Source organism: Nocardia sp. NPDC049149 (assembly GCF_043197455.1).
Lineage (GTDB): Bacteria > Actinomycetota > Actinomycetes > Mycobacteriales > Mycobacteriaceae > Nocardia.
This window is the reverse complement of record NZ_JBICTD010000003.1, coordinates 942,806-961,424: the sequence shown is the minus strand read 5'-3', so window position 1 is coordinate 961,424 and position 18,619 is coordinate 942,806. Positions and strand designations below refer to the sequence as shown.

Sequence of the window (18,619 nt, the reverse complement as noted above, 5' to 3'; positions counted from 1 at the left end):
CCGACCCCGCACGTCGCAAGGAGATCTGACGTGCGGGATGTGCTCAGTTCACGCAGGGGATCGTGCTGCCGATCGTGGTGGTGAACGGCTTGCCCGAATCCGGGGCAGGCTCAGCCGGAGTGGTGGTGGTCGTCGGCGTTGTCGTGCTGGTGGTCGACGTGGTGTCCGTCGTCAGCTCGGTGGGCATGGTGAAGTCGCTGCCGAGCACCACCTGGATGTGGCCGGGTTGGACGTTCGGCGAGGCGGTGGCGGTCAATCCGCCGAGTGCCTCGGCCAGCGCGGTGGCATCGGTGTCGGCGCCGGTGCCGTAGGTGATCGTGGTGGTGCTGGTGGTGATCGTGGTGCCGCTGGCGTCGACGCGGTTGTCGACCGTGCCTTTGCTGTAGCCCTTGCCGTGCAGCGCGGTGGCGAGTTTGGCGGCCGCGCCCGTCAGGCTGCCCGCGTTCTGCACATCGACGATGCTGGTCGGCTTTGCCGGCGTGCTGCTCGGCGCCTCGACACCGAAGGCGGTGCGCACTTCCTTCTTGATGGCTGCCGGATCGATGATGTTGACGTCCTGGCCGTTGATGTTGTCGTAGCGCAGCACCGGCAGCGTCCGGAACTCGATGCCGATGGACCCGGCCGCGCCGAGGTCGGTCGCGAAATCGACCAGGTCCCAGCCTTCGGAGAGCACCACGTCCTTGTGCGCCACATCGATCAGCTGGGAGAGCTTGCTCAGGTTGGTCAGTGTGCCGGAATCCTTGAGCGACTTGCCCACCGAAGTGAGGAACGCCTGCTGCCGGTGCGTTCGATCCAGGTCGCCGTTCTCCAGTTCGTGCCGTTGGCGGACGAAGGCCAGCGCCTGCGCGCCGTCCAGATGCTGCGGTCCCGCGGGGAACTTGGCGCCGGAGTAGAAACTGTCGTCGACGGCCTTGTTGAGGCAGACGTCGACGCCGCCGAGCGCGGTGGCCAGGTGATAGAACCCGGCGAGGGAGACCTCGGCGAAGCGGTCGATCGGGACGCCGACCAGAGTGCGGACGGTCTTCACGATGGACGTTCTGCCCGCTTCCCGGCCTTGCCGCTCCAAGGTGGCTTGGTCCGTCACCCCTTTCGCGGCCAGCTTGTCCTGGGCGTTGGCCTTCGCCAAGCCGTAGGCTTCCTTGATCTTCACCTTCTCGTAGCCGGGAATGCCGGATACCGCGACGTAGTCGTCGCGCGGGATGGAGAACGCGACGATCCTCTTCATATCCGCCGGAATGTGCAGCAGGATCAGCGAATTCGCGTTGTAGCCGCCTTCGTCGCCGTCGCCGGCGTGCAGCTGGTCGAGGATCGCCTTCTCCAGGTTGTTGCCGTTCTGATCCTTGCGGGTGTCCAGCCCGATCAGCAGGATGTTCACGTCGCCGCCGAGCGAGCGCGGCGCGTCGGAGTCGATGACGTCGGTGCGGGTGAAGCCGCGATTGAAGTCGATCTTCTCGGACCAGGCGAATCCGGTGCCGGACAGCACCGCGAGCGCGGTGGCCGAGACGAGCACGCGAACCGCGATCTTCGCCACCCGACCGGCCCGATGCGACGTTGCCGCGGCGCCGTGTGATCTTGTGCGGGACTCCCGAGATTTCCTGGCGGCGCCGCGCGGTTTCGCCGCAGGGCTGGATGATTCAGCGGCAGCGCGGCGTCGCTTGGCGCCTGCACGGCGACGTTCGGCGGCGTCGCCCTCGGGTGCTGCCGGTGGCCTGCTCTCGCGCCGCCGATGCCGGGCGGGCGGGTCGGTGACCTGCGCTAACTCGACGGTGTCGTCATCGATCGGCGCGGCAGACTCTGCCCAACGCGCCTTCCTCGGCACTCGCCTCACGGATCGTTCCTTGCCCTCTAGTCCCTGCTACGCCTCATTCGAGAGTACGCACGCGCGGGTGATACCCCGCGTAGAGCGGGTTATGTCACCGTGAACTAGCGCCCGCGCCGAGCCGCATACGCACCGTCGCGGCTCTAGGCTCGTGGCCATGTCTGCTCCCGTGCTTCTCGTACTCGGCGCCGGTCCCGGTGTCGGATTGACCGTTGCCCGCCTCTTCGCCGGAGACGGTTATGCCGTCTTCCTGGCCACCAGGCTGGCAGAGGAAGCCGAGCCGCTCGTCGCTGAGCTCCGCGGCGAGGGACACACCGCCGACGGTGGCGGGGTCGATCTGTCCGATCCCGCCGACATCACCCGGTTGGTGACCGAGGTCGGCGCGCAGCTCGGCCGGATCGACGTGCTGCATTTCAACCCGAGCATGTTCCGCGAGGCCGATCCGTTGGAGTTGTCGGTGCCGGAGCTGATCGAGGACTTCACCATCGGCGCCGCTGCGCTGCTGCCCGCTGTGCAGGGGGCGCTGCCGTTCTTCGCCGATGGCGCGCGAGTGCTGGTCACCGGAAGTGCCGCGGCGGACAAGCCGTGGAACAAGGCCGCCTCGCTCGGCGTGCAGAAGGCGGCGGTCCGCAACCTGGTTACCAGCTTGGATACCACATTGGCGCCCAAGGGTTTTCGAGCTGTTGCGGTGCAGATCAACGGTGTGCTCGGCTCGGGCGCGTTCACCAGGGACCTGGTCGCCGAGGCATTGCACGCAGCCGCGACGCGATCTCTCGACGAGTGGACGCCGCACGTTTCCTACGACGGGTGACCAGGCGAACTGCGTCGAATCACCTGACGCTCTTGCTGATTCGACCTGCATCCGGCGAACCGCCGAAGATCGCGTACCGCTTGCGTTGGCGTTCGAGCTAGCGCGGCAGGATCGCGGCGAACTCGAGTGGGAGGTGTGCGGGCCCGCGTAGGTTCATATGTTCACGGTAGGCGGGCGGATCCGTTGGCAGCCGGGGTGATTCGACGCGCTGGGCGAAGCGGGTGAGTGCGATCCGCGCCTCCATGCGGGCCAGCGGTGCGCCGAGGCAGAAGTGCGCGCCGAGGCCGAAGGCCAGATGACGGTTGTCCCTGGTCGGATCGAAGCGGTCGGGGTCGGGGAACACGGCGGGGTCGCGGTGCGCGGCGGCGACCAGCAGCACCACCAGTTCGCCGCGTTCGATGGGCATGCCGTCCACCGTCATCTCGTCTGCGGCGATCCGTGGAATCAGTTGCACCGGCGGGTCGAAGCGCAGGGTTTCCTCGACGACGCCTTGTGCCCGTTCGGGATTCGCGCGCAATGCGGCGAGCTCGTCGGGGCGGCGGAGCAGGGCGAGCGTCGCGTTGGCGATGAGGTTGACGGTGGTCTCGTGGCCTGCGACGAGCAGCAGCGCGCAGGTGGAGATCAACTCGTCGTGGCTGAGCTTGTCGCCTGCGTCCTCGGCGGCGAGCAGCTCCGAGAGCAGGTCGGGTCCCGGTGTGGCGCGGCGGCGTTCGGTCAGCTGCTCGAAGTAGACGCTGAGTTCGGTACCCGCGCGCTGTAATTCGTCGGGATCGATGCGGAACTCGGCGGCGTCGCGTGAGGTCGGGTCCAGGGAGCGGGCCAGCACCGATGACCATTGGCTCAGCCGTGCTTCGTCTTCCAAAGGCACGCCGAGCAGCTCGCAGATGACGGTCACCGGCAGCGGATAGGCGAGGTCGGTGACGGCATCGAAAGTGCCTGCCGCCGCGCGTCGGTCGAGGATGTCGTCGACGATCTCGGTGATCCGCGGCTCGAGCTGGCGCACCACGCGCGGCGTGAACGCCTTCGACACCAGTCGCCGCAGCCGGGTGTGATCCGGTGGATCGAGGAACAGGAACGATGGTTTGGCCTGTTCCGCAGTGGTTTTCGCGGCGTCGTAGATCGGCATCGAGCCGAGTTGCAGCCGCGCGAGCGAGCGGTCGACGCTGCTGCGCGGATCGCGAAGGACGGCCGTGCATCCGGCATGCGTCGGCACGATGACGACCGGTGCGTTGCCGATCCGGAACGGGCCGAATTCGCGTATTCGCGCGAACAGGGGATAGGGATTCGCCCGCACCGCGGGATCGAGCAGGCGCACATAGTCGGCGATCGACTGTTCTGCTGTTGGCATCGGACTCCTACCTCATCCACCAGACCGACCTTGTCGGCTAGTATTATTTAGATACTATCGGTAGGAATGAAATACCGATAGAGGTAAGTCGGCCGGGGCTGGGTGAACTCAACGGATGCGAAGATGTCCCGCATGACCATTCGACGCCCGGCCGATGATTCGGTGACCCGTGTCGTCGAGCTGCTCGGCGACCGATGGACGATCCTGATCATCGCCGAGGCATTCTTCGGCGTGCGCCGATTCAGCGACTTTGCCCGCAATATCGGCATCTCCAACCGCAACCTGCTCACCAGCCGCTTGCGCATGCTGATCGACGCCGACATCCTCACCCGCACCGACGAGGGTGGCGGTCGCGTCGACTACCACCTCACCGCCCCGGGCCGCGAGCTCTACCCCACCATCCTCGCGTTGATGAGCTGGGGCGACCGCCACCTGGCCGACCAGGACGGCCCACCGCTCATCCTCGAACACCGCACCTGCGGCCACGTCATGACACCGCTGCTGGTCTGCGACCACTGCCACGCCGAACTGGACCCGCGCGACGTCGACCCGCGCCCGGGACCCGGCTTCCATCCGCCGCCCGCCACAGAGCCCGCAAGTTGACGTCGATTGTGGGACGGTGCAGCGCAGTCAGTTCCATAGCGACCACCACACCGGATGGGATCCAGGTATCGAACAACTACTGACGTAGGCGTCCCACTTATAGGCCGGATTCGTCCGATGTCATCGATCAGCTCATGGCGCCGTTGACGACCGACTTGGTGATCGCGCCTTCCTCGACGCCCCAGTTCTTCGCGATCTCCAGGTACTTGCCGTTGTCGATCAGGCTCTGCACGGCCTTCTGCAGCACGGCCGCCAGCGGTGAGCCCTTCGGCACTGCCCAGCCGTACGGCGCGGAATCGGAAGGGGGGCCTGCCTTTTCGAGCTTGCCCTCGCTCTGCTTGATGGCGTAGGCGGTCAGTGGCGAGTCGGCGGACATCGCGTCGACCTGGCCGAGCATCAGCGCGTTGGTCGCGGCGCTCTGCTCAGTGAAAGCCTTGATATCGATGGCGGGCTTGCCCTCGGCGACGCACTTCGTGCTCTTCGCGGGGATCTCGTCGGTGTGCTCGGCCGTGGTCGCCTGCACGGCGACCTTCTTGCCGCAGGCGTTGTTCGGGTCGACCGGCTTGCCCTTCTGCTGTGCCCACTGGATACCGGCGCTGAAGTAGGTGGTGAAGTCGACCTGCTGCTCACGTTCCTTGGAGTCGGTCATCGACGACATGCCGACGTCGTAGGTGCCCGCCTGAACGGTGGGGATGATCTTCTCGAAGGCGGACGCCACATACTCGGCCCGCACCCCGAGGGTGGCGGCGACGGCGTCCATCAGGTCGACTTCGTAGCCGACGATCTTGCCGCTGGCGTCCCTGTACTCGTTGGGCTGGTACGGAACACTGACGCTGACGACCAGCTTGCCGGACTGCTTGATCTTGTCGGGAAGCTGCGCGGCGATGGCGTCGTTCTTCTCGATCGACACCTTCTCCGCCTTGGGCCCGGTGTCTTCGGCATTACTGCACCCCGCCAGGATCAGTGCGCCGCAGGCAAGAAGGCACGCTGCTCGCAGGGTGTGCCTGCCAGTAATTGATCGGGTAGACACAAGAACCCTCCATATTCACGAATTGGCAAACGAGCACCGCCAATACGCGATGCCGCCGCCGAAAATAGCGAGAAGGTGCGGTCCGTGCCCGCTCGATACCGCCACAAATGGGAAGTACTTGGTTAGTTATTCGAACGGAATGGGGACTGCCCTTGTTTTGGTCGATCGACCGAGCAGGGCGCAGTCCCCAAGCCGCCGAAGCTTTTTCGCTACTCGCCGATGAACCCCACCTTCACCAACAGCAGAGGCGGCTTCTGGCCCGTCCGCACCTCACCCGGGCGGCCAGCAGATTTCCGTCACTCTTCGCTGAATGTGCTGTCGGTCAGGAGATTTCGCGAGCTGCGGCGATGATCGCCTTGGCTGCGCGGTCGACGTCGGAATCGGTGGTTCGCCAGTTGCTGAAAGCGGCGCGCAGGGCGGGGACACCGGCGTAGACCGTTGGGGTGACAAAGGTTTCGCCGCTTTCGGCGACGGCGGTAACCATGGCGTCGATGCGTTCCTGGGTGGGGCGGTCGGTGAGGGTGAAGCATGCGACGTTGAGCCGGACCGGGGCGACCAGCCGGAGTGGTCCGGTCGTGAGTTGGTCGGCGAGGCGACGGGCGGCGGAGATGTTGCGCTGCACGATATCTCGGTGGCCGGCGCGGCCGTACGCGGTCAGGGAGAACCAGGCCGTCAAAGCGCGGAGTCGGCGGGAATTCTCCGGCACCAGGTGGCCGAAATCCGGGGTGCCTGCAGGGGCAGTCAAATAGGCGGCTGCGTTGAGGAATACGCGCAGCTGAAGGTCTCGGCGCCGGGTGAATTGGACTGCCGCGTCGTAGGGCACGTTGAGCCACTTGTGCAGGTCGACGCAGACCGAATCCGCTTCGGCGAGACCGTCTACGAGCTCGGCGTGCGACGGTGCGAGCGCGGCGAAGGCACCGAACGCGCCGTCAACGTGCAGCCAGAACGGATAACGCTGGCGCAGTGCGGCAATCGCGCGCAGGTCGTCGAAGTCGACGGTGTTCACCGTCCCGGCATTGGCGACGACGATGGCGGGACGCCCGTCGAGGACGTCGAGCGCCGCGGCGAGCGCGTCCACATCGACGGCTTCTCTGCCGCGCAGGGTCGGCACGGGTCGCACACTGGTACGTCCCATGCCGAGCATGGACACCGACTTGACGATGCTCGAGTGTGGCGTCCCCGAGAGCACGCGGACCGGGCCGAGCGCCCCGACACCGTCCTGCGCCACCGAGACGCCGAGCTGTTCGCCGAGCCATTCACGCGCGATCGCCAGGCCGACGAAATTCGACATGGTCGCCCCGCTGACGAAAGCGCCGGTGTGCTCGGGCAATCCGAACAGCCGCCCGATCCAGCCCACCGTCAACTGCTCCAGCTCGCTGGCCGTGGAATCCTCGCTGGACATCGCGTTCTGGTCGAACGCGGCGGTCAGCCAGTCGCCAGCGATCGATGCGGGAGTGGCGCCGCCGGTGACGAAGCCGAAGTAGCGCGGACCCGCGCTGCCGGAGAAGCCGGGCGCCCAGCGCTCCTCGAAGCGCGCGAGCGTCTCGCGTAGCCCCACACCCTGTTCCGGAAACTCCTCGGCCCCTGCCGCTTTCGGTGCCCGCGCGACCGGCCGCGACTCGATGCCGGTCAACACCTCCGTCGCCGACGCACGCACGGCATCCAGCAGCGCGGGCAGCTCGGCACGGTCGATGGCAAGGTTCTCGTCCACAGGTCGACGCTACGAGCCCGGTACCGCCGTTGTCGTGGTCCAGTCGTCAGGAACTGGACCGGCTAGTGCAACGCGCTGCCCTGCACCCATTCGTTCCACGGCACACCCCAGTCGCCGTTCTGCCACACCTCGAGCGGCGCGCCACCGGTGTGCTTGATCTCCACCACATCGCCGGTGACGGCGAAATCGTAGAACCAGCGCGCGTTCTCGGGGCTGAGATTCAGGCAGCCGTGCGAGGTGTTGGTGTTGCCCTGCGCCCACACGGTAGAGGCCAGCTCGTGCAGGTAGATGCCGTCGGTGCTGATCCGGGTCGCCCAGTTGATGGTTTCCTTGTAGCCGAGCCGCGAGTTGATCGGCAGGCCGAAGGTGGAGGAGTCCATGATCACTGGATTGGCCTTGCTCATCACCGTGTAGACGCCGGGCTGGGTCCAGAAGGTGATGGTCTTGCCGCCGACGTTTTCGCTGCCGCCCATCCCCATCGAGGTCGGCATGGTGCGGATCAGATTGCCGTTCTCGAACACCTGGACCTGATGGGTGTTGTCGTCGGCGACCGAGACGTGTGAGGCGCCGATGGTGAACGAGGCCTTCGAATCCTCCTGGCCGTAGAGCCCCTTCCCGAGGTCTACCGCGTAGATGCTGGCCTTGACGTTCACCTTCGTGCCCGCCGGGTAGTACTCCTTCGGCCGCCAGTGCGCGCGCCGGTTGTCCAGCCAGTACCACGAGCCCTCCAGCGGGGGCGTCGTGGTCACCGACAGCCGCTTCTCGGCGAGCGCTCGATCGGGGACGTCCTCGTCGAAGTGGGCGACGACGACCGCGCCGACCCCGAAGGTGCCGCCGTCGAGCAGGCCGCCGCCGGTGGTCTCGAAGTAGACCTTGGTCTGGTTGTTCGGCGTCAGCGTCGAGAACGTCGAGGTCAGCGGGCCGCTGCGGCCGGTGATGGTGAGTCCTTCTGCGGTGATCGTGTACGTGTGGCCGTAGCCGAGCGGCTCGGTGGGTTTCCACGCCGTCTTGTCCGGGGTCAGGATCCCCTCGATCGGCTTGCCTTGCTCGTTGGTCATGACGACCGAGGTCAGCATGCCGTCGCCCGCGTTCACCTGGACCGGTGAGAGGGGATCGATACTCTTGGCGCCCTGTGCGGGCGTGATGGAGATCGGGGCGGGCAAGGGGTCGTGCGACCCAGGTTTCTTCGACTCCGATGAACAACCGGCAACCACCACCAGCGCCATGACCAGGACAGCGATCCCGGCAGCACTGGATCGGAAGCGGCGACTCGACATGATTTCTCCTGTGTTCGCCGTGCGCTTCCCGCCGCGCACCCTCGACTTTCGGTCCCGCTCAGCGAGTTTACCGGGCCGCCGGAGTGGGTTGAGCGCGCCCGAGGCTCGACTCCGCTACCCGGTAGTCATCGGCTCGCTGAAAAGCGTTGCGGTAGTTCCGTGTCCGGCACGATCACGCTGCCCGTCCGCTCGAGCGCGTCCAGCGGCCGCGGCATCTGCATGCTGAAACATTGCTGCTCGGTGACGACGCCGGTGTGCTCGCCGCATCTCCCTGGTGATCCACACCACCCGTGTTGTCGCGTTCTTAGCGAAGTCGGCATTGACGGTGTGTGTTTGCTCGTGATTTGCTGACTTGAGATTGAACGATCTACCGGTACGACAGGGAAGGCTTGTGATGATCATCGGCATGACAACCGCTCCGCAAGGCCGGAGACGTGTCGGCGTTCGGTCCGATCGGTCCACCGCAGGCCTGATCGATGCCGCAGACGAATGCGCCGTCATCGAACGCTTCTACGAACTGCTGTTCCTGCACGATCACGAGCAGATCCAGGATCTGGTCACCGACGACGTGCGGATCCACATGCCATGGCAGTTGCCGGGCCTACCCGATCGCATCGTCGGCCGCGCGGACCTCTGCCAGAGCGTTCGCTGGTCGAGCGACGTGCTGTGGCACGAGGGCAGCCTCTCCCGCATCAGGGTGCGCCCGTTCGCCACCCCGCACGCCTGGTTCGTCGACGCGGAGGGCGAGCTCACCGCACTGGAGAGCGAACGCAACTACCACGCCGCCTACGTCGGGGAGGTGCGCTTCCGGGACGGGCGCGTCGCCGAAGCGTGGTCCTATCACAACGTGTTGCATCAGATCATCGCGTTGGGCGCAGACGTGCCAGGGATCAACGCGCCTGGACACGGGCCCACCGTGCCGCACACCACGGGGAAATGCGGCGAGGAGGCCGTCGCCTGACGGGCGCGAATTGATCGGAACGGGCAGGCTCGATCAGGTGGATGTCAAACGTTTCATCGTGTACGGGGCCGGTGCGGTCGGCGGCAGTCTCGGCGCGTTCCTGCACCGCGCGGGACACGAGGTCGTGCTGATCGTGCGCGGCCCGCACCTGGACGCGATCCGCGCCCAGGGGTTGCGCGTGGTCACCGGCGCGGGGGCGGCGACGCAGACCATTCCCGCCGTGTCCGGCCCCGACCAGCTCGTCGGCGCGGCGGGCGATGTGGTCCTGTTGGCCGTGAAAAGCATGAATACCGAAGCGGCACTGCGTGATCTGATCACGGCGGTGGATCGGGCGACCCCGATCGTGTGCCTGCAGAACGGTGTCGCCAACGAGCCTGCCGCACTGCGGATGTTCCCGAATGTGTACGGAGTCTGCGTGATGTTCCCGACCACGCATCTGGAGCCGGGTGTGGTGGAAGCACGGGCGTGGCCGGTGCCTGCGATCCTCGACATCGGCAGATACCCGGCAGGCGTCGACGGCGCGGCGGAAGCGGTTGCGGCCGCGTTCCGTTCGGCCGGATGCCACGCGGTGCCCCGCGCCGACATCATGCGGTGGAAGTATCACAAGCTGCTGATGAACCTCGGCAACGCCGTCGACGCGATCGTCCGGCCGGACGAGGACGTCACCGAGATCCTCGAGCGTGCCCGCATCGAAGGAATGAAAGTCCTTACCGCGGCGGGAATTTCGTTTGTAACCGCCGTCGAGGACGGCGCACGGCGCGGCGATATCCTGCGCGTCGGCGTCCGGCGTTCGGTCAGCTCGTCGTGGCAGAGTCTGGCCAGGGGCACGGGCAGCATCGAAACCGACTATCTGAATGGCGAGATCGTGTTGCTCGGCCGCAGGCACGGGGTGCCGACGCCGGTCAACGAGCGGATCCAGCACTTCGCTGAAGTCGTTGCGCGCGAAGGGCGGCCACCAGGTTCGGTGCCGCTCGCGGAACTGGTGGCCGCCCTGGGCTAGTGCCCCGTCCAGGAACGTCGGCACGTTCCTGGACGAGGCGTCGGTGATTACGCGGCGGGGCGCACGTCGAGCAGCTGCTCGAAGAACCCGCCGATGTTGTTCGCCCGGTCCACCAGGTGGATCTCCAGAATCCAATGGCAGGCACGGCCTTTGGGGTCGACGCGGCGCATCGGCGTTGTCGAGCCCGCCGCGACGTAGGTGGTGATCTCGGTGCCGGAGATCTGCTTGTGCGGGAACTCGCCGACCAGATGGCCTGCGATCTCGGCGGTGAACTCCCAGCCCTGCGCGCTCGCCTGCGCCGAAACCCAGTGGTAGAGCTCCTCGCCGGTGATGTCGGGATGCGCGTCGAAGTGCGCGCGCCCCTGCTCCCACAGCGGTTCGAGTGCGTCGCGCAGTGCCAGCTTGGCCGGATCGTCGCCGAGCACGAAGGTCCGCCCGAAATCGGCTTCCCACTCCGCGAAGATCGGCCCGAAGTCCAGGAAGCAGATGTCGTCCTCGCCGATCACCCGGTCCGGCGGGTTGCCGCTGTACGGCTCGAGCGTGTTGATCCCGGACCGCACGATCCGCTTGTGCCAGAACCGCCGCGTCCCGAACATCTCGTCGGCCAGGTCGCGCACCGCATCGCTGACCACCGATTCCCTGGCCCCCGGCGCGATCATCCCGCGCGCGACCACCTCATCGAACAAAGCAACAGCGTTTGCCTCCGCAGCCAACAAGGCCGCAACCCGCTCCGCTTCTCCCTCACCCACCATCTCCATAACCCGACCCTAGATCATCTCGACCACTCACTCCGCCGTCGATCCAGCACACGCAATGTCCCCGCGAATCCACCCGAGCACAAGCACGGTTCTTGCCTCGTAGGTGCTGTGGGCGGGAAGATTCGACGCATGCCGGTGTTGACGGACGACTTGGTCGCCGCCGAAATATTCACGCGGACTACGCAACCGACTATCCAAGCGGGGGCAGGGTTGATCCTCCGGCCCTGGGCGCCCGACGACGCGCCCCCGGTCTTCGAGGCATTTCAGGATCCACTGATAGCGGTCAAGTGCGGCTATGCCCTGGAAGGGACCATGCGCAGTGCCGGCTGGCATGCCGACGGGTGGCACGACATGCATCTGCACGCTCGGATTCGAGACGCCGAGGTGGGGTATTCGGCGGGCATGAGTGGACCGGAGATGGATCGGACGACGGCGGAGATCGAATTGGGGGAGGAGGACTTTGCGGCGGAGCATTCGAAGGCCACGCATGCGGATGAGCACCCGAAGGGGGCCGAGCTCGAGACGGACGAGTCGACCCCGGACGGGCACAGCGGGATGGATTAGAGGCGGCGGATTCGGGCCTGCCAGGCGGCCAGGTCGACGGGGGTGCCTGCGGGTAGGGTCAGGTCTTCGTCCTGCTCGAGAACGGCCTCGGTGACGCGGCCGTGGTATCGCGCGGGCTGTAGGTCTTCGAGTTCCCAACCGGCGCCGAATGATTCGCGGATGAGCGCGTCGCTGATCCGCGGCCCGAAGCCGGGCTCGACGTCGGAGAGGGCGAGGATGTCGACGAGCCCGCCCGGCTTGCACAGGGCATGCAGGCTGCGCACATAGGCGGCGCGGGATTCGGGATCGTCGACGAAGATGTGGAACAGGGCGCTGTCGACGATGGTGTCGTAGGTGGGCTCCGCCGCGGCGGAGCCCAGCGCGATCGCGTCGGCCACCTCGAACCGCGCGCTGGAAACATCTTGTGCCGCAGCATTTCTGGTGGCGTACTGGACCGCACTCGGCGACAGGTCGATGCCGAGCACGTCGTAACCCAGTTTGGTCAACAGGATCGTGTGTTCGCCTGCGCCGCAACCAGGATCGAGCACGCGGCCCCGAATCCATCCGTCCAGTTCCAGGGCGACGATCGCCGGTTGTGGCCCGCCGATCACCCACGGCGCAGTGTCGTTGTCATAAACGGTGTTCCAGAAATCAGCCGGAAGAGTCATACCTCCATCGTTAAACCTGAACCCGTCTAGAGGTCAACGTTGACTTTTCGCGAATCGTCCCGTCAACGGCCACCGGTTTGCAGTCGGGATCTGCCTCGGACCTGCGATTACCTGATCGGCGGACTACGGACGGTGTGTCAGGGCCGAGATCGTCGGCGGGTTTGGCAGCATGCTCTGATGCAGACGGCGCTGGAGCTCACTGCTTTGCCGCTGACGCCCAACTGTGCGGAGCTCTTCGCGCGAAGAGACCACGTGCTCTTGGGGATCAGCCCGTTCAACAGTTACTTCAAGCGGGTCCGGATCGTGGAGCTGACGAGGTGGGCGCTCGGTGAGTTCGCCTACGTCCAGTTCCATTTGCCCGATGTGCCCGGTGTATTCACGCTGCAAGCGCTCGGGTTGCCCGCGGACAAGGCGCGGAAGCGGGTGCGCGAGAACGGGTCGAAGATGCGCAACCGGATTCGGGACGGGCTGGCAGCGGCAGGCTTGTCGGACTTGGACGCGCGAGTGGTCGATTGGGCGTACCTGGAAGAGAATCCGGTGTTCGTCGACCTGCTTCGGGAAGCGACGGATCTGTTCGCCAGTGATGCGGTCTTCCGTGACCTGTGCCTGGAGACGACCCGAAATGTTTTGCGGCACCGGCTCACCGACGGCAGTGAGCCGACCATCGAGCAGTGTCGGCTTGCGGCACAGTACTTTCTGGCCGACATCCCGCTGCTGGTCGACACCGCGGGCGTCGTCGGCAGCGAAACCTCGCTGTACGCCTACCACCGCGTCGTCCCGTTCATCGACGCGCTCTTCCGTCGCGAACTGCCGATGCAACCGGTTGCGCGGCAGGGGTATTTGACCGTCCGGGCGTCCGGCGAGCCCGATGTGCAGCCGAAACAACAGGCCTGAGCACAGGATCGAGCTCGCCGGCGGACGCGAGGTCAGGCGACGGCGACCAGACGGGCCGCGTTGGCGGCTTCGTCGTCGGCGGCCTGGTTGGCGGCCAGTTCGGCGTGCACCCGGTCGCGGTAGCGGGTGAGTTCGCGTTCGGCATCGGCGGCGTCCCAGCCCAGGTGGGAGCCGATGAGGAAGGCGACCTCCGCGGCGGCGGCCAGGCCGCGGTCGGCGGCCTCGATGGAGATGCGGGTGCGGCGGGTGAGGACGTCGTCGAGATGGATGGCGCCCTCGTGGGTGACCGCGTACACCGCTTCGGCAGCGAGGTAGTCGTCGGCCCCGGTCAGCGGCTTGGCCAGGTCGGGGTCCGCAGCGATCAGGTCCAACAGGTCGGTCGCGGCGGAACCGTAACGGCCGAGCAGATGTTCGACGCTCGCTTTCGGCAGGCCGACGCGCTGCGCCAGGCTGTCGAGGTCGGCGAGCATCTCCTGGTAGCCGACGGCGCCGAGCAGCGGCAGCTTGTCGGTGACCGACGGGGCGACGGCGCGGCCGAGGCCTTCGACGGCCGCGTCCACCACGTCGGCGGCCATCACCCGGTAGGTGGTGTATTTGCCGCCCGCGATCACGAACAGTCCGGGAACCGGTTCTGCCACAGCGTGTTCCCGCGACAACTTCGAGGTGTCGCTGGATGCGCCGGACAGCAGCGGACGCAGGCCCGCGTAGGTCCCGACGATGTCGTCGCGGGTCAGCGGCTGCCGCAGCACCGCGTTCACGTGGTCGAGGATGTACTGCACGTCGGCGTTGCTGGCGGCCGGATGATCCTTGTCCAGCGACCAGTCGGTGTCGGTGGTGCCGATGATCCAGTGCTTGTGCCACGGGATCACGAACAGCACGCTCTTCTCGGTGCGCATGATCAGTCCGGTGTCCAGGTCGAGGCGCTCGCGCGGCACCAGGATGTGCACGCCCTTGGACATGCGCACATGGAACGGGAAGTCGACACCGGTCATCCGGTTCATTTCGTCGGTCCACACGCCGGTCGCGCTGATCACCCTGCGGGCACGCACGGTGTGTTCACGGCCGGTCTCCAGGTCGGTGACGTGCGCGCCGATCACCCGTGCACCGTCGCGCAGCAGCCCGGTGACCTTGGTGCGGGTGAGCACGGTCGCGCCGTGCTGTGCCGCGGTGCGGGCGATCGTCATGGTGTGCCGCGCGTCGTCGACCTGTGCGTCGTAGTACCGGATGGCGCCGGTCATCGCGTCTTCGCGCAGCGCTGGCGTCAATTCCAGTGCGCGAGTACGGGTCAGGTGCCGGTGCATGGGCACGGCGCGGGCGCCGCCGAGCGTGTCGTACAGCGCGACGCCCGCCCCGATGTAGGCCCGTTCCCACACCCGGTGCTGCAGTGGAATCAGGAACGACACCGGGCGGACCAGGTGCGGCGCCAGCTTGTTGAGCAACAGGCCGCGTTCCTTCAAAGCCTCACGCACCAGCCAGAAGTCGAGCTGCTCGAGATAGCGAAGCCCACCGTGGATGAGCTTGCTCGAGCGGCTGGAGGTGCCTGCCGCGAAGTCCCTGGCTTCCACCAGGGTGACGCTGAGGCCGCGCGATGCGGCGTCGAGCGCGGCGCCCGCGCCGACCACGCCGCCACCGATCACGAGCACATCGATCTCGGTGTCGCCCAGTGCATTCACCGCGGTGCTGCGGTAGGTGGGATCTAATCGTGCCGACATGTGAATCTCCTCTACTTCTGAATTAAGCTCTAGTGGTGAAACAAGCTCTGGCTCAGTGAAATTCGCGGCGCGCGGTTATTCGTCGACGTCGATCCAGTCGAGCGTGCGCGACACGGCCTTCTGCCAGCGGGCATAGCCCTTCGTGCGCTGTTCCTCGGTCCCGGTGGGGTGCCAGCGCTTGTCCTCGTGCCAGTTGGCTACCAGTTCGTCTGTGCTGTCCCAGAATCCGACGGCAAGGCCCGCCGCATACGCGGCGCCGAGCGCGGTGGTCTCCGCGACCACCGGGCGCGACACCGGAACGCCGAGGAAGTCGGCCTGCAACTGCATGCACAGCTCGTTGGCGGTGACGCCGCCGTCCACCCGCAGCACGTCGAGCTGCACGCCGGAGTCGGCCTGCATCGCCTCGACGACGTCACGGGTCTGGTAGCAAATGGATTCCAGCGTCGCCCGCGCCAGGTGGGCGTTGGTGCTGAAGCGGGAAAGCCCGACGATCGCGCCCCGTGCGTCGGAGCGCCAGTACGGCGCGAACAGCCCGGAGAACGCGGGCACGAAGTACACGCCGCCGTTGTCCTCGACCTGCCGTGCCAGCGCTTCGCTTTGCGCCGCACCGGAAATGATGCCGAGCTGGTCGCGCAGCCACTGCACCGCCGACCCGGTCACCGCGATCGACCCCTCCAGCGCGTACACCGGCTTGTCGTCGCCGAACTGGTAGGCCACCGTGGTGAGCAGTCCGTGCTGCGAGCGCACGATCTCGGTACCGGTGTTGAGCAGCAAGAAGTTTCCGGTGCCGTAGGTGTTCTTGGCCTCGCCGGGCCGGAAACACACCTGGCCGACCGTGGCGGCCTGCTGATCGCCGAGCACGCCGGACAGCGGCACCTCGCCGCCGAAAGGTCCATCGGCCCTGGTCTTTCCGAACAGCGCCGGGTTCGACGACGGCGCGATCGTCGGGAGCATCGCGCGCGGAATCCCGAAGATGGACAACAACTCGTCGTCCCAGTCCGAGGTCTCCAGGTTCATCAGCATGGTGCGGCTGGCGTTGGTCGGATCGGTGACGTGCACGCCGCCGTCGACCCCGCCGGTCAGGTTCCACAGCAGCCAGCTGTCGGTGGTGCCGAAGATCGCCTCGCCGCGTTCGGCGGCCTCGGCGACCCCGGGCACGTTGTCCAGGATCCAGCGCAGCTTACCGCCGGAAAAGTAAGTGGCAGGCGGCAATCCGGCCTTGTGCCGGATGGTGTCGCCGTGTCCGGCGCGCTCGAGTTCGGCGGCGATCTTGTCGGTGCGGGTGTCCTGCCAGACGATCGCGTTGCAGTACGGGCGACCGGTCCTGCGGTTCCACACCACGGTGGTCTCGCGCTGGTTGGTGACGCCGACCGCGGCCAGGTCACTCGCGTCGAGGTCGGCCTTGGTGAGCGTGCTCTGGATGACCGCGCGGGTCCGCTCCCAGATCTCGGTCGGGTCGTGCTCCACCCAGCCTGCCTGCGGCAGAATCTGCTGGTGCTCGAGCTGGTGGCGGGCGATTTCGTTGCCGCTGTGATCGAACACCATGAAGCGCGTGCTGGTGGTGCCCTGGTCGATGGCGCCTACGTACTGGCTCATCGCCGTCCTTTCGAAAGAATGAACTAACTACTGCGAGAAGAGATTTCAGAAAAGGATGTGCGAAGCCAGCCCGGCGAGCACGCCGCCTGCCAGCGGTCCGAGGATGGGCACCCAGGCATAACCCCAGTCGGAGTCCTTGCCGCCGTTGACCTGAGCGGTCGCGGCTTCGGGGCGCGGTTCGGCCGCATAGCCGCCCGCGGTCGCGGGCTCCCGCACCGGCGCGGCCACCTTGCTGACCGGCAGCAGCGCATGCGCGAGCCGGGGGCCGAGGTCACGGGCGGGATTGATGGCATAGCCGGTGGGACCGCCGAGCGAGGCGCCGATACCGACGACGAGCAGCGCCGCCGCCACCGGTCCGAGCCCGGTCGCGGTGTGGCCCATCGACAGCAGCACAAGCACCAGGGCGAAGGTCGCGATCAGCTCGGTGGCAAAGTTCCAGCTGAAGCTGCGGATCGCCGGACCGGTCGCGAACACGCTGAGCTTCTTTGCCTCGTCGGTCTCCTCGTCGAAGTGCCGTTTGTAGACGACATAGGCGAGATTCGCGCCGAGGAACGCGCCGACCAGCTGCCCCAAGACGTAGGCGAGGGTGGTGGCGACAGTGATGCTGACGCCTGGCGCGTATTCGTCCGCGCCGCTGAACAGCACACCGATGGTGTAGGCGGGATTGAGATGGCCACCGCTCTTGTAGGCGACATAGACGCCTGCCATAACTCCGAGCCCCCACCCGAAGTTGATCAGTAACCAGCCGCCGTCGAATCCCTTGGATTTGGTCAGCAACACGTTCGCGACCACGCCAGCGCCAAGCAATATCAGCACGCCCGTGCCGAGTGCTTCGCTGAGGAAGATCGAGCCGAAGTTCACCGTTGAGTCTCCGTTCGCCCTGTTGGTCGCCGTCGCGACCCTGCGGAGCACGACGTTACGACGCGAGCGACAGACCGGACATAGCGCCCGTTCGACAATGCCGAACGGTAGGGCTGGTTGGGCGGGGCCTCCGCCGCTACGGTCAGGCGCCCGAGTAAGCGGGCATGACGCACGTCACACCGGCCTTCGGGAGTGTTGCCACCTGTTCACCACATGTTCGACATTGTCGAATGGAAACGTTAGGTTTCGGTCATGCCCGGTCCGATCCAGTCGATCGAGCGAGCGGCGGCCATTCTCCGGCTGCTCGCCCGCGGTGCCGGGCGCCTCGGGGTCGGTGAGATCGCGGGCGCGCTCGGACTCGCCAAACCGACCGTGCACGGCATCCTGCGCACGTTGCAGGGGGTCGGCTTCGTCGAACAGGACCCGGCGACCGGCAAATATCAGCTCGGCGCCGCACTGGTCCACCTCGGCACCAGCTATCTCGATGCCAACGAACTGCGCTCCCGCGCGATCAACTGGGCCGACGCACTGGCCGCACGCACCGGCGAATCGGTGCGGATCGGGGCGCCGGTCGACGGCACCGTCGTGGTGGTTCATCACGTCTTCCGCCCGGACAACACCGAGCAGGCACTCGCGGTCGGCGAACTGCTGCCGCCGCACGCCACCGCGCTCGGCAAGGTTCTCCTCGCCTTCGACGCGGAGCTCGCGGCCGCCGTGCGCGGCGGCGACCTCACCTCGCTCACCCGCCGCACCATCGCCGACCGGGTCGCGCTCAACCGCGCCCTCGCCGCAGTCCGCCAGGCAGGCTGGGCGGGGGAGACCGAGGAATTCCGGCCGGGCGAGGCGGGCATCGCGGCGCCGATCCGCGCACACGGCGGGCTCGTGGTCGGCGCCATCGGCATCAGCGGGCCGGTCGACCGGCTCTGCGATGCGCAACTACGACACCGGCCTGCACTGGTCACCCAGGTACGCGACGCCGCACGGGCAGTCTCCCGGGATTTGGGTGCCTGACACCGACTCATCGACT

At 66.8% G+C, this 18,619-nt stretch carries 17 protein-coding genes; 7 read left to right on the top strand and 10 right to left on the bottom strand.

Annotated elements, in window-relative coordinates; all coding sequences use genetic code 11:
* Nucleotides 1-43 precede the first annotated feature (43 nt).
* Nucleotides 44-1,531: an LCP family protein gene (locus ACGFNJ_RS15125; RefSeq protein ID WP_393447854.1), complete on the bottom strand. Its 1,488-nt coding sequence runs from the start codon at nt 1,529-1,531 to the stop codon at nt 44-46.
* A gap of 445 nt (nt 1,532-1,976) precedes the next feature.
* Between ACGFNJ_RS15125 and ACGFNJ_RS15120 the strand changes: the two genes are divergently transcribed.
* The gene (locus tag ACGFNJ_RS15120) at nt 1,977-2,630 is read left to right on the top strand and encodes an SDR family NAD(P)-dependent oxidoreductase (RefSeq protein WP_393447517.1); all 654 of its coding nucleotides are present in this window, start codon (nt 1,977-1,979) and stop codon (nt 2,628-2,630) included.
* A gap of 97 nt (nt 2,631-2,727) precedes the next feature.
* Here ACGFNJ_RS15120 and ACGFNJ_RS15115 read toward each other — a convergent pair whose 3' ends face one another.
* The gene (locus ACGFNJ_RS15115; RefSeq protein WP_393447515.1) at nt 2,728-3,978 is read right to left on the bottom strand and encodes a cytochrome P450; all 1,251 of its coding nucleotides are present in this window, start codon (nt 3,976-3,978) and stop codon (nt 2,728-2,730) included.
* A 132-nt stretch (nt 3,979-4,110) separates the two neighbouring features.
* Between ACGFNJ_RS15115 and ACGFNJ_RS15110 the strand changes: the two genes are divergently transcribed.
* Complete coding sequence (locus ACGFNJ_RS15110; protein ID WP_393447513.1) at nt 4,111-4,581, top strand: winged helix-turn-helix transcriptional regulator; 471 nt, start codon at nt 4,111-4,113, stop codon at nt 4,579-4,581.
* A 127-nt stretch (nt 4,582-4,708) separates the two neighbouring features.
* Here ACGFNJ_RS15110 and ACGFNJ_RS15105 read toward each other — a convergent pair whose 3' ends face one another.
* The 3 genes from ACGFNJ_RS15105 to ACGFNJ_RS15095 form a co-directional block, all read right to left on the bottom strand.
* Nucleotides 4,709-5,611: an ABC transporter substrate-binding protein gene (locus ACGFNJ_RS15105; RefSeq protein ID WP_393447511.1), complete on the bottom strand. Its 903-nt coding sequence runs from the start codon at nt 5,609-5,611 to the stop codon at nt 4,709-4,711.
* Between the two features lie 322 nt (nt 5,612-5,933).
* Entirely contained in the window at nt 5,934-7,322 is a 1,389-nt protein-coding gene (locus tag ACGFNJ_RS15100) for a pyridoxal phosphate-dependent decarboxylase family protein (RefSeq protein WP_393447509.1), read from the bottom strand.
* A 62-nt stretch (nt 7,323-7,384) separates the two neighbouring features.
* Nucleotides 7,385-8,599 (bottom strand): Ig-like domain-containing protein, encoded by a 1,215-nt coding sequence (locus ACGFNJ_RS15095; RefSeq protein WP_393447507.1) that lies wholly within the window; start codon nt 8,597-8,599, stop codon nt 7,385-7,387.
* 406 nt (nt 8,600-9,005) lie between these two features.
* On the opposite strand from ACGFNJ_RS15095, the gene ACGFNJ_RS15090 reads away from it, so the two are divergent.
* Complete coding sequence (locus tag ACGFNJ_RS15090) at nt 9,006-9,560, top strand: nuclear transport factor 2 family protein (protein ID WP_393447505.1); 555 nt, start codon at nt 9,006-9,008, stop codon at nt 9,558-9,560.
* Between the two features lie 37 nt (nt 9,561-9,597).
* Nucleotides 9,598-10,560 carry a ketopantoate reductase family protein gene (locus ACGFNJ_RS15085; RefSeq protein ID WP_393447503.1) on the top strand — a complete coding sequence of 321 codons (963 nt, stop codon included), beginning with the start codon at nt 9,598-9,600 and terminating at the stop codon, nt 10,558-10,560.
* 47 nt (nt 10,561-10,607) lie between these two features.
* On the opposite strand, the gene ACGFNJ_RS15080 is transcribed toward ACGFNJ_RS15085, so the two are convergent.
* Nucleotides 10,608-11,318, bottom strand: coding sequence for a M24 family metallopeptidase (locus ACGFNJ_RS15080; RefSeq protein WP_393447501.1), 711 nt, complete (start codon nt 11,316-11,318; stop codon nt 10,608-10,610).
* 129 nt (nt 11,319-11,447) lie between these two features.
* On the opposite strand from ACGFNJ_RS15080, the gene ACGFNJ_RS15075 reads away from it, so the two are divergent.
* Nucleotides 11,448-11,882 carry a hypothetical protein gene (locus tag ACGFNJ_RS15075; RefSeq protein WP_393447499.1) on the top strand — a complete coding sequence of 145 codons (435 nt, stop codon included), beginning with the start codon at nt 11,448-11,450 and terminating at the stop codon, nt 11,880-11,882.
* On the opposite strand, the gene ACGFNJ_RS15070 is transcribed toward ACGFNJ_RS15075, so the two are convergent.
* Nucleotides 11,879-12,529: a class I SAM-dependent methyltransferase gene (locus ACGFNJ_RS15070; RefSeq protein WP_393447497.1), complete on the bottom strand. Its 651-nt coding sequence runs from the start codon at nt 12,527-12,529 to the stop codon at nt 11,879-11,881. The genes ACGFNJ_RS15075 and ACGFNJ_RS15070 overlap by 4 nt on opposite strands.
* Nucleotides 12,530-12,706: 177 nt before the next feature.
* On the opposite strand from ACGFNJ_RS15070, the gene ACGFNJ_RS15065 reads away from it, so the two are divergent.
* A complete protein-coding gene (locus tag ACGFNJ_RS15065; protein ID WP_393447495.1) occupies nt 12,707-13,423 on the top strand; it encodes a tRNA-dependent cyclodipeptide synthase in 717 nt (238 codons plus the stop codon).
* Nucleotides 13,424-13,455: 32 nt separating this feature from the next.
* Here the strand turns inward: ACGFNJ_RS15065 and glpD are convergent, their stop codons facing one another.
* The 3 genes from glpD to ACGFNJ_RS15050 all read right to left on the bottom strand — a co-directional run bounded on the left by glpD (nt 13,456) and on the right by ACGFNJ_RS15050 (nt 17,592).
* The gene (gene glpD / locus ACGFNJ_RS15060; protein ID WP_393447493.1) at nt 13,456-15,135 is read right to left on the bottom strand and encodes a glycerol-3-phosphate dehydrogenase; all 1,680 of its coding nucleotides are present in this window, start codon (nt 15,133-15,135) and stop codon (nt 13,456-13,458) included.
* Nucleotides 15,136-15,210: 75 nt separating this feature from the next.
* The gene (gene glpK, locus ACGFNJ_RS15055) at nt 15,211-16,731 is read right to left on the bottom strand and encodes a glycerol kinase GlpK (RefSeq protein ID WP_393447491.1); all 1,521 of its coding nucleotides are present in this window, start codon (nt 16,729-16,731) and stop codon (nt 15,211-15,213) included.
* A gap of 45 nt (nt 16,732-16,776) precedes the next feature.
* Nucleotides 16,777-17,592, bottom strand: a complete 816-nt coding sequence (locus ACGFNJ_RS15050; protein ID WP_393447489.1) for an MIP/aquaporin family protein — start codon at nt 17,590-17,592, stop codon at nt 16,777-16,779.
* A 252-nt stretch (nt 17,593-17,844) separates the two neighbouring features.
* Between ACGFNJ_RS15050 and ACGFNJ_RS15045 the strand changes: the two genes are divergently transcribed.
* Entirely contained in the window at nt 17,845-18,603 is a 759-nt protein-coding gene (locus tag ACGFNJ_RS15045; RefSeq protein ID WP_393447487.1) for an IclR family transcriptional regulator, read from the top strand.
* Nucleotides 18,604-18,619 lie beyond the last annotated feature (16 nt).